Raw genomic sequence first — 14,612 nt, forward strand, 5'->3', positions numbered from 1 at the left:
ATAGGGAGGTCAATGCGTCATGCAAAAAAAGAGTTTCGTCTTGTTGAGTGTCACCTTGCTCGTGAGTCTGTTGCTATCCGCTTGTTCAGCTGGCACGAAGTCGGGATCCAGCGGTTCGGAGGGCCCGACCAAGCCGCTGGAGGTAAGCATTATGACCATGTATTACACGCCGGAGCCTCCGGGACCGGATAATGTGGTCGTCAAAGAATTCGAGAAGCGGACCAATACCAAGTTGAATATCACCTGGGTCTCTCCCAATAACTATGGGGATAAAGTGAATGTCACCTTGGCTTCCGGCGATATTCCGGATCTCATCCTGCTGGATGACCCGTTTAATGCGCAAGTGCGGGGGATGGTGGCGCAAGGTGCCTTCTGGGATCTGACCCCGTATCTTCAGGACTACCCGAACTTAATGCAGTACCCCAAAGAATCCTGGGAAAACACGAAGCAGGCTGACGGTAAAAACTACGGCATCCCGCGTCCGCGCCCTACCGATGGCGGAGGGTTCACTTACCTGCGTAAGGACTGGCTGGATAAGCTGAAGCTGGACGTTCCAACCACGACCGACGAGCTCTATGAAGTGCTTAAAGCGTTCGTTGAGCAAGACCCGGACGGAAATGGGAAGAAGGATACGATCGGGTATATCGGGTTTGTGGATCAAAACGGGATGGCCAATTTCGGTCAGCTTCAGAACAGCTTCACCCAAGTGAACGGCGAGTGGAAGTTGATCGACGGCAAGCTCAACCTGTTGCCTGAAGTCAGAGAGAGTCTGGTTTGGCTGAATCGGGCTTATACGGAAAAGCTGATTCCGGAGGATTTTGCCGTATTAAAAAATACGCAGTCCAAGGACTTGCTCAAATCGAATCGCGGCGGCGGGTTCCAGGATACGGTGGAGGCGGCTTGGGAGCCTACGGAAGAGCTGCGTAAAACGATTCCTGAAGCCGACTTCCTGCCCTTGGTTTCGCTGAACGGGTATTCCAATAAAGACAGCGGATTTTTCGGGATGTTTGCGATTCCCAAAACCGTTCCCGAAGACAAAATGAAGCAGCTGCTGAAGCTGATGGATTATGGGGCAAGCCAGGAAGGAAGCGACTTGGCCAACTTCGGCTTCAAGGATGTGCACTATACCGAGGAGAACGGCATCAAATTAGCGACGCCGCAAGCCCAGAAGGATATTGTCGCTCAGCAGGCGCTGGGTCAAATTTTTCTGAAATATGATCCCTACCTCCGGGCTTATCGTACAGGAATGCCGCTTGATGTCCTGGAACGGAACAAGAAAATTATCGACGAGAAAGCGAAAATCAGCATTGGGGATCCGGCGATCGGACTGTATTCGGAGACCAGCACCTTAGTAGGGACGGAGCTGCGCAAGAAAATTCAAGATATGAAAACCAAGGTGATGATGGGGAAAGAACCAATCAGCGCTTGGGATGAATACGTGGAGAAATTGAAGGCGGATCCGGATTTGCTCAAAATTACCGAAGAGATGAACGAAGCCTATCAGAAACGTGCAAAAAGTGAATAATGACCCAGCCCCCGAGACCAAAAATATGGTTTTCGGGGGATTTTCCTCGTTTCCATCTATAGTAAGATAGGGAGTACCAATGGAAACTACGGAAAGGCGGGGATTTATGAAGAAGAGCCATTTTTTTCGAAGAAGCTTATTTTTGGTGTTATGTGTCACCAGCCTGCCCACCGTGATTATAGGGATTACGTTCTACATCGCTGGCCGTGCCTATATGGAAAATGAAATCACGCGTCATCATGACGCTTTATTGGTGAAGACAATTGATCGAATGAACGAAAATTTAGCCCAACTGGAGCTGGCTGCGACGCAGTGGTCCTTGGACAGTCGTCTGGACGGAAGGCTCGGAGAGATTGATTTAATTGACGAATATAACGTGACGCATAACCTTTATCGTTTTTTGGGGGTCATGAAAGGAGCCTATCCTTTAATTGACCAAGTCTATTTGTATTTAGACCGGCAGAAGCCGGTGATCGTATCGGATATTGAAGGGATCGTCCCAGTGACCGATGTCCGGCAACAGAAGCAATTTCACGGGTTGCTGCAGCAAGGCAGAGCGGAGTTTTGGCAGTTCGACTTAACGAAGGTAAACGGAAAAGGGGCAGGCCCTTATGTGGCTCTCGTCCATAAGCTGCCGAGTATCGGCAAGCCATACGGCGCGCTGATTTTTTATTTGGATCAGTCGAAGCTGGTGCAAATGGTGGAAGGCATGTCGGTTGATAATGAGGGCGCTTCCTTTTTGATGGGGAAGGATGGCTCGCTGCTGGTCTCCCCGTCGTCCCTGAACCGGAAGAATGCGGAGCTGGAGCTTGCCGTGCAGGAGAGCGTCATGCTGAGGAAGGAGAAGACCGGCTCTTATCTATTTGAATGGAAAGATAAATCCTATTTGATCTCTTACGGGGAATATTCCCGCTTAGGCGAACCTTGGAGATACGTCACCACGATGCAGCTGTCGCAACTCACCGCGCCGATCGTGATTATCTCCCGAATTATTTTGGGGATGGGAGGCGTCGGGCTGATCGTGGCTTGTCTGTTCTCCTGGATGGCTTCGCATCGGCTCTACCGTCCAATCCGCCGGTTGGTTCGCCTGGTCAAAACGCAGAAGCCGGACCCCGGGTCTGAGGTAGGAGATGAATTGGACTATATCGCCAACCAGTGGAACCATTTGAGCGAAGAACGTAAAGCCTTGGAGACGAAGCTGAAGCAAGCGTATCCCTCGCTGAGGGCCGCTTTTATGATGCAGCTGGTGCAGGGGCATGTTTACTCGCTGAAGGAGCCGGAAATCCGTGCAAGGTTAGAGACCTTTGGATGGTCATCGGAATCGCAGTGGTTTGGGCTTATGCTGGCGCGGGTCACGGGGGTGTCCAAAGCAGACAACCGTTTTATGGAGAACGATGAATATCTGGTCTCCTTCGCCGCGGCCAACATCGCACAGGAAATGGTGCGAAGCCGGGGCATTCAGGCGGAAATTATCCATTTCCATGACCTCACCGTGGGGATCCTGCTCTCTTTTCCGTCCGAAACAAGAAAACCGCATGTCAAGGAAGAGCTGTTCAGCTTGGCGGAGGATTTAGTCCGTACAATCAGTTCGCTGCTTAAGATGCAAACGACGATTTGCATTGGCCGGTTAACCAACGAGATCAAGGATATTCCGGAAATGCTGCCGTTTCTCCAGAACGCGATTCTTTATCGGGATCTAAAGGAACAATGCCAGGTGCTTGATTTAGAGGAGATTCTGCCCTATACGCCACAAGAGGTTCATTATCCCTTTGCTTTGGAGAAGGAACTGCTTCAAGCGTTGCGGATGGGGCAATGCGAGCAGGCGATGCAGCTGATCGAGGCATTTATCTCGGAGCTGGTCCTGCATTCGGGCAAAGAGAAGCTGCTGAAGGAAGGCGTGATGCAGGTGCTGGGAAGCATCATGCATACGTTATTGGAGACCGGCTACCAGCCTCACCAGTTATACGAAGGTGACAACCCGTTTGAGCAATTAAATCAAATTCGGGAGCCGGAGCAGATCGTGCGTTTTTTTCAACAAAAAATCATCCTCCCGTATGCGCAGAAGTTAAGCGAGGATCAGACGGCCCGAGCGAAGCCGCTCATCGAACAGGTGACGGTAATGCTGAAGGATCAGTTCGCAGAAGGGATTTCGCTCGAAGCGTGCGCGCATCATTTTAATACAACGCCATATACGCTTAGCCGCTTGTTCAAACAGGTGACCGGCATGAATTTCATCGATTATTTAACGGCCCTCCGGATCGATAAGGCGAAGGAACTGCTCAGCGACTCGGATATGAAAGTGAATGAGATTGCAGAGCAGGTTGGGTTACAACCTTCCTATTTTATTCGGCTATTTAAAAGGTTTGAACAGATTACGCCAGGACAATACCGCGAGAAAATCATGAAATAAAGTAACTCAACTTTCGCAGCTTAATTTTCCGAACAAAGCCTTGATATAATTGGGCAAACTCGCAATCCATTGCTGGAGTTGACATACAACGGCAGACTGATCCCGTTTGGATTTTGCTTCCGTGAACGCCATGAAAAATGCGATCAGATGCTGCAAAGCCGTTTTGAGATCCAGGTCTCGAACTTCGTCGGAAAACAGGAAAAACAGACCGCCCAACGACCGCGCGTCGTTGTTGTGACGGCGTTCCCATTCCATTACGAGATAACGGGTAAACACGATCGTGGTGTGGCTGATGAGCATATCAAACGAACGACCTTGAAACTCCGTTCCCAGCTTCAGGTACGATTTGGCAAATTTGAAGAACGTCTCAATGCTCCAACGCATGCCGTAGATGCGAACGATCTCAGCCTCTTCCAACGTCAAATCGGTGCTAAGCAGAACCAGCCAATCCCGCCGCCGATGGCGGTTTTGTACAAAGACCAATTTGATCGGCAAACCGCAGGCGGTTTGAACGATGACCGAGCCAAGGATTTCTTTGTTTTTCTGCTTTGGCAAAAGGGCATACAGTTCATGGAGCGTCAGGCTTTTTCCGTCGAACCGGTATCGTTGTTTCATCGCCTTGACCATCCCAATGACATGCAGACCTTTCGCCATCAGTTCACGCAACAGAGGCGCTTGGGTAAACCAACTGTCCATCAGGACAAAGTCAGCGCTAAATCCAGCCTGAATCGCTCGATCAAGCAGAGCCGCCACGGCATCCGGTTTGCGTGAAAGCGCCTCGATGCGGCGTTTGTAGCCTTGGGTACGCTTGGACAGACGTTCCTTCATCTCGCAAAAGCGATTCGTCAGCTTGGCCGAGCTGAGCATGACAAAATCGATGGGCGCAAAGCTGAAGCCATCCGACCATCCGAGCGTGAGCATGTTGTAGCCGCGAGCATATCTCCCCGTCGTATGATCGAAGATGCGGGCAAGCAACTCGGCTTTCTTGCTGCGATCCCTGCGAAGAACCGAATCATCAATGATGAACGTCCGAACGCGGGACGAAGAGGTTAAGGAATCAAAATGCTGAACGACCTTCAGACTCAAGGCATGCAAAAATCGTCGCCAGGCAAAGCGTGGATGGTTTAAGAATCGATAGACTACATCTTTGCCAGGCAACGACTGGCGGCGGTCGCTATGCAGAAGACGAAACCAATTGCGCCCTTCAAACACGAGCGTAAAGATCAGCTGAAAGATGGCAAGACTGGACAATCCGAACGACTTGGAAATGCCGGCTTTGCGCAACAGTTGTCCGATTTGCAAAGCGGAAAATAAAGTCGAGATTCGTTCTTGGCCCTTTTCAGACAGGAAGTTGTGTTGTACCATAGAGTTACGCACCTTTCTGTTTGGGATGGGAAGACTATCCACTTCCATTTTACCAAACGGAAAGGTGTTTTTCTGTCAAGAACGAGATTTTTCAATAAGAAATCCTAGTCATATCAAGGCTTAACACTAATTTTCAAGGTGCGAAAGTTGAGTAAAGTAAAAATTTCATATCCCTCACTACATCCTTTTTCATTATAATAGAGAAATATAATAAGATTTGGGGGTCGTCATGAAAACAACACAAACTCAGCTAGGCCAAGGGCGGAATGAGCGTTTCTCTTCTGCCGGATTTATTTTGGCCGCGATCGGCAGTTCCGTTGGTCTCGGCAACATGTGGAAGTTCCCGTACATTACAGGCCAACACGGAGGGGCTGCCTTCTTCCTGATCTTCATTATCTGTTTGATCCTGATCGGCTTGCCTCTGTTGTTAGCGGAGCTGGCCATTGGGCGCTCAGGGCGCGGAAGTGCATCCACGTCCTTTGTAAAAGCCGGCGGCCCTAAAGTGTTTGGCCGTCTTGGGCTGCTGCAAGTTATCGCTCCATTTCTTATTTTGAGCTTCTATGTCATCGTTGCGGGCTGGACGCTCCATTATGCGGTTCAATCCTTCAGCGGAAGTTTGTATGTCGATTCGGACTATAGCGGGCAATTTGGCTCGTTTATCCAAGGCTTCATGCCGCTCGTATGGCAGGCGGTGTCTGTGCTGATTACCGCCATCGTGGTAGGGAAAGGGATCTCTGGCGGGATTGAAAAATTCAATAAGGTGCTGATCCCGGGGCTCGTCGTCCTTCTGATCATTTTGATGATTCGGGCATTAACCTTGCCGGGAGCCGGGGAGGGCGTTTCCTTCTTCCTTCAACCGGATTTCTCGAAGCTGAGTCCGGAGGCGGCTTTGGTTGCGCTGGGACATGCCTTCTTCTCGTTATCGCTGGGGATGGGGATTTTGCTCACTTACGGGGCTTACGTGGACAAGCGCCAATCCCTGGGCACGGCTACGCTGGCGATCGGGGCTGGGGACTTGATCTATGCGTTTATTGCAGGCTTGATCATCTTCCCAACAACCGCATCTTTTGGCTTAGAGTCGAATGCCGGGCCGTCTTTGGTCTTCATCGCGCTGCCGGCTGCATTCTCGGCGATGCCGTTTGGCGCCTTCTTCGGCGGGTTGTTCTTCGTCCTGCTGGCGATTGCAGCCTTGACTTCCTCGGTATCCTTGCTGGAAGTGCCGGTGACTTACGTGATGGACCGTTGGGGATGGGGCCGCGGAAAATCCGTAACGATCATCAGTGTGTTGGTTCTGTTGATCGGGCTGCCCTCCGTCTTGTCCTTTGGCGTCGTACCTGCTTTGACGGACATGGGCGGGAAGAACTTCTTCGACTGGCTTGATTTCATTACCTCGAATATTTTGCTGCCGGTGGGCGGCTTGATTACGACCCTCTTTGTAGGGTACTTTTGGAAAAATGCCGCGGAAGCTGCCGGGCTCAAGTCCGGTTGGTTCCGGTTATGGCTGTTTATGGTTCGGTATATCGCGCCGGTACTCGTCGTGCTTGTGCTGTTGCATACCACCGGAGTGATCAAGTTTTAGGAAGTTTAAGCAAGGGGCGCGGTCTATCGCGTCCCTTTTTTTGGTGTGCCACGCATGGCGATTAACTAGGTGGTGAAAGTCCACTGTGGGGGTTTGTAGTTACCAACCACTAGCCAAGAGCAAGGGTGTCCACCGCGAGGTGGAATCCAAAGGAAGCTGGAGGCAAACTTCCGGCCCAAGGAACACGAACATCATCAGGCATAGGATACGGGATGAGTCTGCTAAACAAGACGAAGTCCAATTAACTACACGGACGTACCAATGTAAATGATGTGGGTATATGGAAGGAAAGTGAATCGTCTTACCGTGGGAGGTCTCATGGACGTGAGGAGATGCACTTCGAATCACGGTTGAAACAAGATTTATCATGAGAAGTCAGCAGACGCCATAGTACCGCGAACAGTCGACGGTTCGAGGGAAGGGCTGAACCTTAGGAGGTGAAGTCAATGAAAGTTACCGAAACAGGAGCCAAGGGCAGCCAACTTCTAACGGAAGACTCTCTGCAAAAGAATAGTGCGGAACACGAAGGATATGCGGGAGTGCACAGTCCTGCGAGGATAACCGAAACCGACGACACCAACGCAACCGAGTCGAAGGACCGGTTGCTTGAGAAAATCGTTAGCAGGGACAACTTGAACGAAGCATTCAAGAGAGTCAAAGCGAACAAGGGATCGCACGGAATCGACGGGATGGGAGTAGATGAACTTCTACAATATCTCAGAGACAACGGCGAGACCATCAAGCAACTGATCTTGGGCGGCAAGTACCGCCCGAATCCCGTTCGAAGGGTAGAGATTCCCAAAGAGAACGGAAAGAAGAGAAACCTTGGCATTCCAACAGTGGTTGACCGAGTCATCCAGCAGGCAATCGCCCAAGTGCTTACGCCAATTTATGAGAGGCAGTTTTCAGACAACAGCTACGGATTCCGACCCAAACGGAGCGCACACCACGCGATGAAACGAAGCCAACAATACGTGCAAGAGGGATATCGTTACGTGGTGGATATGGACTTGGAGAAATACTTTGACACCGTCAACCAAAGCAAGCTCATCGAGGTGCTTTCAAGAACGATCAAAGACGGACGAGTGATCTCGCTCATCCATAAGTATCTCCGGGCGGGAGTCGTCGTGAAGCATAAGTTTGAGGACACGGAAATCGGCGTACCGCAGGGAGGGAACCTAAGTCCGATTCTCAGCAATATCATGCTGAATGAATTGGACAAGGAACTGGAAGCAAGAGGACATCGATTCGTGCGATACGCAGACGATATGCTCATATTCTGCCGGAGCAGGAGGAGTGCGGAGCGTACCCTGACGAAAATTCTCCCTTACATCGAGAAGAAGTTGTTTCTCAAGGTAAACCGGGAGAAAACGATCGTGGACGATGCGACAAAAGTTAAATTTCTTGGCTTCTCATTCTACCAGAGCAAAGGGGAAACGCGGGTCAGAATCCATCCCAAATCCGTATCCAAGATGAAAGCTAAAGTGAAAGAGCTAACGTCGAGAAGCAACGGAATGGGCAACACCGACCGGGCGCTGAAGCTTAGGCGTTACATCATGGGATGGGTAAATTATTTCAAGCTTGCTGACATGAAACAACTACTCCAAACCACTGATAAATGGATGAGAAGGCGTATCCGAATGGTCTTCTGGAAGCAATGGAAACGAGTGAGGACGAAACTCGAAAGGCTTATATCGCTCGGAATTCATGAACAGAAGGCGTGGGAATACGCAAACACAAGAAAGGGCTATTGGAGAATCTCCAATAGCCCAATCCTCTCGAAGTCCCTCGGTAACAATAGGCTGAAGAACCTCGGATTCCTTTTCTTTTCTGATTATTATCGACAAGTTACTGCGCATTCCTAATGGAACCGCCGTATACCGAACGGTACGTACGGTGGTGTGGGAGGTCGGCTGCCCAATTAATGGGTAGCCTCCTACCCGATTTTGACTTATTTACAAAGCTTGCTATATATTTAGATAGCATGCTCTGTAAAAGGTGGTGAAGGGATGCAGCATGAAAGCAGAAAACCAATCCTGATATCTTCTTTGAAGATCATCGAGAATCAGGCTAGCAAAATCGGAGATCTTCACCTGAAGGAAGTTGGATTAACGCATAGTCAAGCCAACTTGATCTTATTTCTGGCTCATCACGCGGATCGAAAAATCCGCCAGCGGGATATTGAGGTTGCTCTCAATTTAACAAACCCAACGGTGAGCGGATTGATTAAACGGCTGGAACAGAAACAATTTATCGTACGATCTGAAGATCCGGAGGATTCGCGAGCGCGGATTATTTTGCTGACGGAAAAGGCGAAACTATTGGTAGATCAGATCTTTGAACATATACATCAAACAGAAACCAAACTGCTTGAAGGGTTTGCTGAGGAGGAAGTGAAGCTCGTGTCGAGCCTGCTAAGACGAATTGCCGAAAATGCGCTCAAAAATTTCTAACCCGGGGACCTGGAAGTAGATATGAATGATGGAGGGATGGCAATGGCAAAGCGCTCATCACAGTTTTGAGCGATTTTACGCCGCTGGCGCTCGCAGCCGGATTAGGCGCAGGTATTGGCCGACAGCGTGGCCGAGATCACGAAGATGGCCGCTCAGACTGGAGTTGGCGGATTGTATTGGACCGCAGCCATTTTGGGGATGGGCATCATCGTTGGGGCGCTGGTTCTGATCCCGTTAAGAAAAAAGAGCCCACAAAGGCACCTGAGCGGATTTCGGGTGTCTTTTTTTATCCGCATATGAATCTATCAAAAAGTTAAAAATTAAACATTTCGCAAGCCTAACCTTGCATAAAATGAATTTGAATCGCTTACATATATTGGGTGACTTACAAATTTAGAGATTTGGAGGGTGAAGGATGGCTGCGAAAGTTGCAAAAGGTGCGAAGGCCGCAAAAGCGGCGAAAGGGAAGAGCTATACCGAGGTGTGGCATTCCGCCAAGTTCAAGACGCTGATCTCCCGCAAGAAACGGTTCATTATTCCGTCGACTGTCTTTTTCCTGCTGTTTTACTTCGCGCTCCCGATCATGACCTCGTATTCGGAGGTATTGAATCAGCCGGCGATTGGCCCGATTTCCTGGGCATGGCTGTTCGCGTTCGCTCAGTTTATCATGACGTGGGCGCTGTGCATCCTGTACTCGCGTGTTGCGCGAAGGTTCGACCGGTTGGCGGATGAAATTCGGCGGGAAATGGGGGCGTAACGATCATGGCATTTACTTTATTTTGCGCGATTGTGCTGTTGACGTTGGTCATTACCTATTTTGCCGCGAAAAAAACGAACAACACCAGTGAATTCTACACCGCAGGCGGCGGGCTGAAGGGCTGGCAAAATGGAACCGCCATCGCCGGTGACTATATGTCGGCCGCGTCATTTCTCGGTATTGCCGGGTCGATCGCCTTGGTTGGGTTCGACGGATTCTTTTACAGCATCGGGTTTCTCGTTGCTTATCTTGTCGTGTTGTACCTGGTTGCGGAACCGCTGCGGAATCTGGGCAAGTATACCGTTGCTGACATGATTGCGTCCCGCTTTGCGAACAAGGAAGTCCGCGGCTTTGCGGCGCTGAATACGATTGTGATCTCGATCTTCTATATGATTGCGCAGCTTGTTGGAGCCGGGGCGCTGATCAAGCTCCTGCTGGGACTCGATTACGTCACTTCGGTGCTGATCGTTGGGGTGCTTATGACCATCTACGTTGTGTTTGGCGGGATGCATGCCACAAGCTGGGTGCAGATCACCAAAGCGATTTTGCTGATGGGCGGCACCTTCGTGATCTCGCTGATGGTCTTCGCCAAGTTTGATTTTAGCCTGACCGGCATGTTCGAGCAGATGAAGACCGCAACGCCACTCATGGAAAAGTACTTAAATCCGGGCAACAAATATAACGTGCCGCTGGAGACGATATCGCTTAACCTGGCATTGGTGCTGGGGACGGCGGGGCTGCCGCATATTTTGATCCGGTTCTTTACGGTGAAGGACGCCCGTACGGCTCGAAGTTCCGTGGTTTACGCGACTTGGATCATTGGGATCTTCTACGTGATGACGATCTTCCTTGGCTTCGGGGCCGCTGCGTTCGTTGGCACCGAGGAGATCACCGCCGTCGACAAAGCCGGCAATATGGCCGCTCCGCTGCTGGCTAAGGCGCTTGGCGGCGACTTCCTGTTCGCTTTTATCTCGGCGGTCGCGTTTGCGACGATCCTGGCTGTGGTCACCGGCCTTGTTCTGTCCGCAGCGTCGGCTTTTGCACACGACTTCTACGGACAGATCGTCCGCCGCGGCAAAGCGTCCGAAGGCGAGCAGCTGCGGATGGCTCGCTGGGCCTCGATTGGCGTATCGATCATCTCGATTCTGCTGGCTCTTTTTGCTCAAAAAATGAACGTGGCTTTCCTCGTCTCGCTGGCTTTTGCCGTTGCGGCAAGCGCTAATCTGCCGATTATCCTGTTCACCGTGTTCTGGCGAAGATTTAACCGCACGGGGGCGATATCCGGCATGCTGGTTGGTTTGTTCAGCACGATTATCCTTGTGGCGCTAAGTCCAAACGTCTGGGATCCGGAGCCGGGCAAGGCGATTCTGACCGGAACGGCTCTTTTCCCGATGACGAACCCGGGAATTATTTCCATCCCGCTCGGCTTTCTTGCTGCGTTTGTCGGCACCTTCCTGTCCCGCGAGAAAGATGAGGCGAAATACGCCGAGGTGCTGGTTAAAGCGAACACCGGAGCTTAAGCAAAGGCTAAATTGCAACCTAACGACTCCAATTGGGGTCGTTTTTTTAAGATATCAGAAAGTATAAACTTCGGGGCATTGGCATCCTGATATCGCAAGAAAAACTTCCGCTAAACGCGGTCTGTCTACTTTGAATGTACGTCGATAGACGTTTTTCTTAAGATATCAGAAAGTATAAACTTCGGGGCATTGGCATCCTGATATCGCAAGAAAAACTTCCGCTAAACGCGGTCTGTCTACTTTGAATGTACGTCGATAGACGTTTTTCTTATATGTAAAAATCTAGATAAAACCTTTAATTCGTGAAGTGAAATGTATGCGCTTACCTACTATAATTTTCTATCAAAGGGGGTGATAGTTAAATGTTGGTAAAAGAGGCTCCAAGGTAGGTGATGCCCCAGGAAACGAAGCTTGACCTCGGTAAGAAGCAGGGAGCAAGAATTATTTTTGTTAGTCAAATCTATTTCTGAGGAGGAATGTTTGATGAAATTAAAAAAGAAGATGCTCACTTTACTCCTGACGGCTTCGATGAGTTTCGGTTTATTTGGGGCAACCTCGAGTGCAGCAACGGATTATTGGCAATATTGGACGGATGGCGGCGGAACGGTGAATGCGGTTAACGGGTCCGGGGGCAATTACAGCGTAACTTGGCAAAATAGCGGGAACTTCGTGGTCGGCAAAGGCTGGAGCGTAGGGTCGCCAAATCGGACGATCAATTACAATGCCGGCATCTGGGAACCTTCGGGGAACGGGTACTTGACCCTTTACGGATGGACTAGAAACTCGCTGATCGAGTATTACGTTGTCGACAGTTGGGGGACGTACCGGCCAACAGGTACTCACAAAGGAACGGTGAACAGCGACGGAGGCACCTACGATATTTATACGACCATGCGCTATAATGCGCCTTCCATTGATGGCACGCAGACGTTCCAACAGTTCTGGAGCGTGCGGCAATCGAAACGACCAACCGGCAGCAACGTCTCCATCACCTTCAGCAATCACGTGAATGCCTGGAGAAGCAAGGGCATGAACCTGGGCAGCAGCTGGTCGTACCAGGTCTTGGCGACGGAAGGCTATCAGAGCAGCGGAAGATCCAACGTCACGGTGTGGTAATGGTTCATCGCTAAATTTGGTCTCAAGGCCGTTCGGTTTGCCGCCGGCGGCCTTCACTGATCTTCAATCAAAGGGGAGCTGACCTTGAGGAAGCGATACATGAGCATGATCTTGTCCATCACCATCATGGTGCTGGTCTCCGCCTGCTCGCAGGCAGCAATGGGGAGACCGGAGCGGCAGAACGACTCCTTCGTGCTAGTTCAAGGCGGGAGCGTGAAGAACACCCGGTCTAATTTTTATGGCTCGAGCAGGGTACTGGCTGATTTTTATATCGGAAAATATGAAGTGACCCAGAGAGAATGGGTGGAAGTGATGGGCAGCAATCCGTCTCAGTTCCAAGGCGACCAATTGCCGGTGGAGATGGTGAGCTGGTACGACGTGATCGAGTATTGCAATCAGCGGAGCATAAAAGAGGGCTTGAAACCTTTTTACAATATAGATAAGCAAAAAATAGACCCCAACAATCAAAGCGAATACGATCCTGTGAAATGGACGGTCACCATCAATCCGGACGCGAACGGGTATCGGCTGCCGACGGAGGAAGAGTGGGAGTATGCAGCTGGGGGTGGGCAGCACAGCCAAAGCTATAAATACAGCGGAAGCTCGCGTGTGGACGATGTGGCCTGGTATTGGCGGAATGCCGGAGAGGAGTACCTGAGCGGGGACTGGAACTGGCCGATCATTGAGAGTAATCATAGCCGAACCCGGCCTGTTGGCGGCAAGGAGCCCAATGAGCTGGGGCTGTACGATATGTCTGGCAATGTGAGGGAATGGTGCTGGGATTGGTACGGGGACGAGGTGAACCAGAACTATAAGCGTGGCTCATTTCGCGTAGTGAAAGGCGGCGGCTGGATCGGCGATGTCAGCAGCAGCGAGGTGTCGTTTCGCGGCAAGTTTGAAGCGAGCGGCTTTGGCCCGGATCAAGGGTTCCGCCTGGCGCGCAACAAGTAGTTTGGCGAGGACGCTTGGCCTTATTTTGGAATTGAATCAAGCCCTTCTCACGTAGTAAGCTAGGGGGAGAAGAACCCATACGGGATGAAGGGAGCTGGCTCCATAAATGAAGCTGGAAACGGTGATGCAGGAGCTTGAGGCACTCGGTAAGGAGCGCCTGAAAAAAATGTACATGTCCAACGGCGCGCGGGAGCCGCTGTTTGGTGTAGCCACAGGAGAAATGAAGCCGCTGTTCCGGCAGATCAAGATCAATCAGCCCTTGGCTGAGGAGCTTTACGCGACGGGGAATTACGATGCGATGTATTTTGCGGGGATGATTGCGGATCCGAAGGCGATGACGCATGCGGATTTTGATCGCTGGATCGAGGGGGCGTATTTCTATATGCTGTCGGACTTCGTGGTTGCCGTCACCTTGGCGGAGGCGGATATCGCCCAGGAGGTGGCCGACCAGTGGATCGCCAGCGGGGACGAGCTGAAGATGTCGGCGGGTTGGAGCTGTTACTGCTGGCTATTGGGGAGCCGGCCGGACAGCGAATTTGACGAGGGCAAGCTCGCCGGCATGCTGGAAACGGTGAAGAACTCGATTCACGATGCGCCCGAGCGTACGAAATCTGCGATGAATAACTTTGTTTACACCGTCGGGGTTTCTTACCGGCCACTCCACACTCAAGCGGTGGAGACTGCCCAGGCGATCGGCCCGGTCGAGATGAAACGGGGGAAGAAGAAAAGCGCCATTCTGAACGCTTCGGAAAGCATTCAAAAAGCGCTGGATCGCGGGCAACTGGGCTTTAAGCGGAAGTATGTGCGGTGTTGATGGGAGAGGGTATGACCCGAGAGGCAGCGGGGGGATACCCATTTTAGAGGGGCGCCCCCTCTTTTACCTCGGGTTCTGACGGCGTGCTTGGTGCTGGGTAGGGTGCATTCTATATGAAAAAT

Annotated in this window: 11 protein-coding genes; 10 read left to right on the forward strand and 1 reads right to left on the reverse strand. The window is 51.1% G+C overall.

The window, feature by feature from the left end:
- The first annotated feature begins 19 nt into the window (after positions 1–19).
- Together ACL02P_RS22330 and ACL02P_RS22335 are read left to right on the forward strand one after the other, a co-directional pair.
- Complete coding sequence (locus tag ACL02P_RS22330; protein WP_009224564.1) at positions 20–1,525, forward strand: extracellular solute-binding protein; 1,506 nt, start codon at positions 20–22, stop codon at positions 1,523–1,525.
- Between the two features lie 106 nt (positions 1,526–1,631).
- Positions 1,632–3,935 (forward strand): helix-turn-helix domain-containing protein, encoded by a 2,304-nt coding sequence (locus ACL02P_RS22335; RefSeq protein WP_339301501.1) that lies wholly within the window; start codon positions 1,632–1,634, stop codon positions 3,933–3,935.
- Positions 3,936–3,941: 6 nt separating this feature from the next.
- Here the strand turns inward: ACL02P_RS22335 and ACL02P_RS22340 are convergent, their stop codons facing one another.
- Complete coding sequence (locus ACL02P_RS22340; protein WP_103110947.1) at positions 3,942–5,300, reverse strand: transposase; 1,359 nt, start codon at positions 5,298–5,300, stop codon at positions 3,942–3,944.
- 229 nt (positions 5,301–5,529) lie between these two features.
- On the opposite strand from ACL02P_RS22340, the gene ACL02P_RS22345 reads away from it, so the two are divergent.
- The 8 genes from ACL02P_RS22345 (at position 5,530) to ACL02P_RS22380 (ending at position 14,490) form a co-directional block, all read left to right on the forward strand.
- Positions 5,530–6,879 (forward strand): sodium-dependent transporter, encoded by a 1,350-nt coding sequence (locus tag ACL02P_RS22345; protein WP_412838105.1) that lies wholly within the window; start codon positions 5,530–5,532, stop codon positions 6,877–6,879.
- A gap of 446 nt (positions 6,880–7,325) precedes the next feature.
- Positions 7,326–8,744, forward strand: coding sequence for a group II intron reverse transcriptase/maturase (gene ltrA, locus ACL02P_RS22350; RefSeq protein WP_068693838.1), 1,419 nt, complete (start codon positions 7,326–7,328; stop codon positions 8,742–8,744).
- Between the two features lie 144 nt (positions 8,745–8,888).
- Positions 8,889–9,332: a MarR family winged helix-turn-helix transcriptional regulator gene (locus ACL02P_RS22355; RefSeq protein ID WP_009224567.1), complete on the forward strand. Its 444-nt coding sequence runs from the start codon at positions 8,889–8,891 to the stop codon at positions 9,330–9,332.
- 415 nt (positions 9,333–9,747) lie between these two features.
- Positions 9,748–10,089, forward strand: coding sequence for a DUF485 domain-containing protein (locus ACL02P_RS22360; RefSeq protein ID WP_009224569.1), 342 nt, complete (start codon positions 9,748–9,750; stop codon positions 10,087–10,089).
- Between the two features lie 5 nt (positions 10,090–10,094).
- Complete coding sequence (locus ACL02P_RS22365; protein WP_009224570.1) at positions 10,095–11,609, forward strand: cation acetate symporter; 1,515 nt, start codon at positions 10,095–10,097, stop codon at positions 11,607–11,609.
- A 480-nt stretch (positions 11,610–12,089) separates the two neighbouring features.
- Entirely contained in the window at positions 12,090–12,725 is a 636-nt protein-coding gene (locus ACL02P_RS22370) for a glycoside hydrolase family 11 protein (RefSeq protein ID WP_036644891.1), read from the forward strand.
- A gap of 99 nt (positions 12,726–12,824) precedes the next feature.
- Entirely contained in the window at positions 12,825–13,676 is an 852-nt protein-coding gene (locus ACL02P_RS22375) for an SUMF1/EgtB/PvdO family nonheme iron enzyme (protein WP_036644892.1), read from the forward strand.
- A 106-nt stretch (positions 13,677–13,782) separates the two neighbouring features.
- Entirely contained in the window at positions 13,783–14,490 is a 708-nt protein-coding gene (locus tag ACL02P_RS22380; protein ID WP_009224573.1) for a DNA alkylation repair protein, read from the forward strand.
- The last annotated feature ends 122 nt before the right edge of the window (positions 14,491–14,612 follow it).

This window comes from Paenibacillus sp. MB22_1 (assembly GCF_047200555.1).
Taxonomy (GTDB): domain Bacteria; phylum Bacillota; class Bacilli; order Paenibacillales; family Paenibacillaceae; genus Fontibacillus; species Fontibacillus phoenicis.

Bases quoted from the DNA above. Each gene is read 5' to 3' on its own strand.
- ACL02P_RS22330 (WP_009224564.1), top strand. From the start codon at position 20: ATGCAAAAAAAGAGTTTCGTCTTGTTGAGTGTCACCTTGCTCGTGAGT.
- ACL02P_RS22335 (WP_339301501.1), top strand. From the start codon at position 1,632: ATGAAGAAGAGCCATTTTTTTCGAAGAAGCTTATTTTTGGTGTTATGT.
- ACL02P_RS22340 (WP_103110947.1), bottom strand. From the start codon at position 5,300: ATGGTACAACACAACTTCCTGTCTGAAAAGGGCCAAGAACGAATCTCG.
- ACL02P_RS22345 (WP_412838105.1), top strand. From the start codon at position 5,530: ATGAAAACAACACAAACTCAGCTAGGCCAAGGGCGGAATGAGCGTTTC.
- ltrA (WP_068693838.1), top strand. From the start codon at position 7,326: ATGAAAGTTACCGAAACAGGAGCCAAGGGCAGCCAACTTCTAACGGAA.
- ACL02P_RS22355 (WP_009224567.1), top strand. From the start codon at position 8,889: ATGCAGCATGAAAGCAGAAAACCAATCCTGATATCTTCTTTGAAGATC.
- ACL02P_RS22360 (WP_009224569.1), top strand. From the start codon at position 9,748: ATGGCTGCGAAAGTTGCAAAAGGTGCGAAGGCCGCAAAAGCGGCGAAA.
- ACL02P_RS22365 (WP_009224570.1), top strand. From the start codon at position 10,095: ATGGCATTTACTTTATTTTGCGCGATTGTGCTGTTGACGTTGGTCATT.
- ACL02P_RS22375 (WP_036644892.1), top strand. From the start codon at position 12,825: ATGAGCATGATCTTGTCCATCACCATCATGGTGCTGGTCTCCGCCTGC.
- ACL02P_RS22380 (WP_009224573.1), top strand. From the start codon at position 13,783: ATGAAGCTGGAAACGGTGATGCAGGAGCTTGAGGCACTCGGTAAGGAG.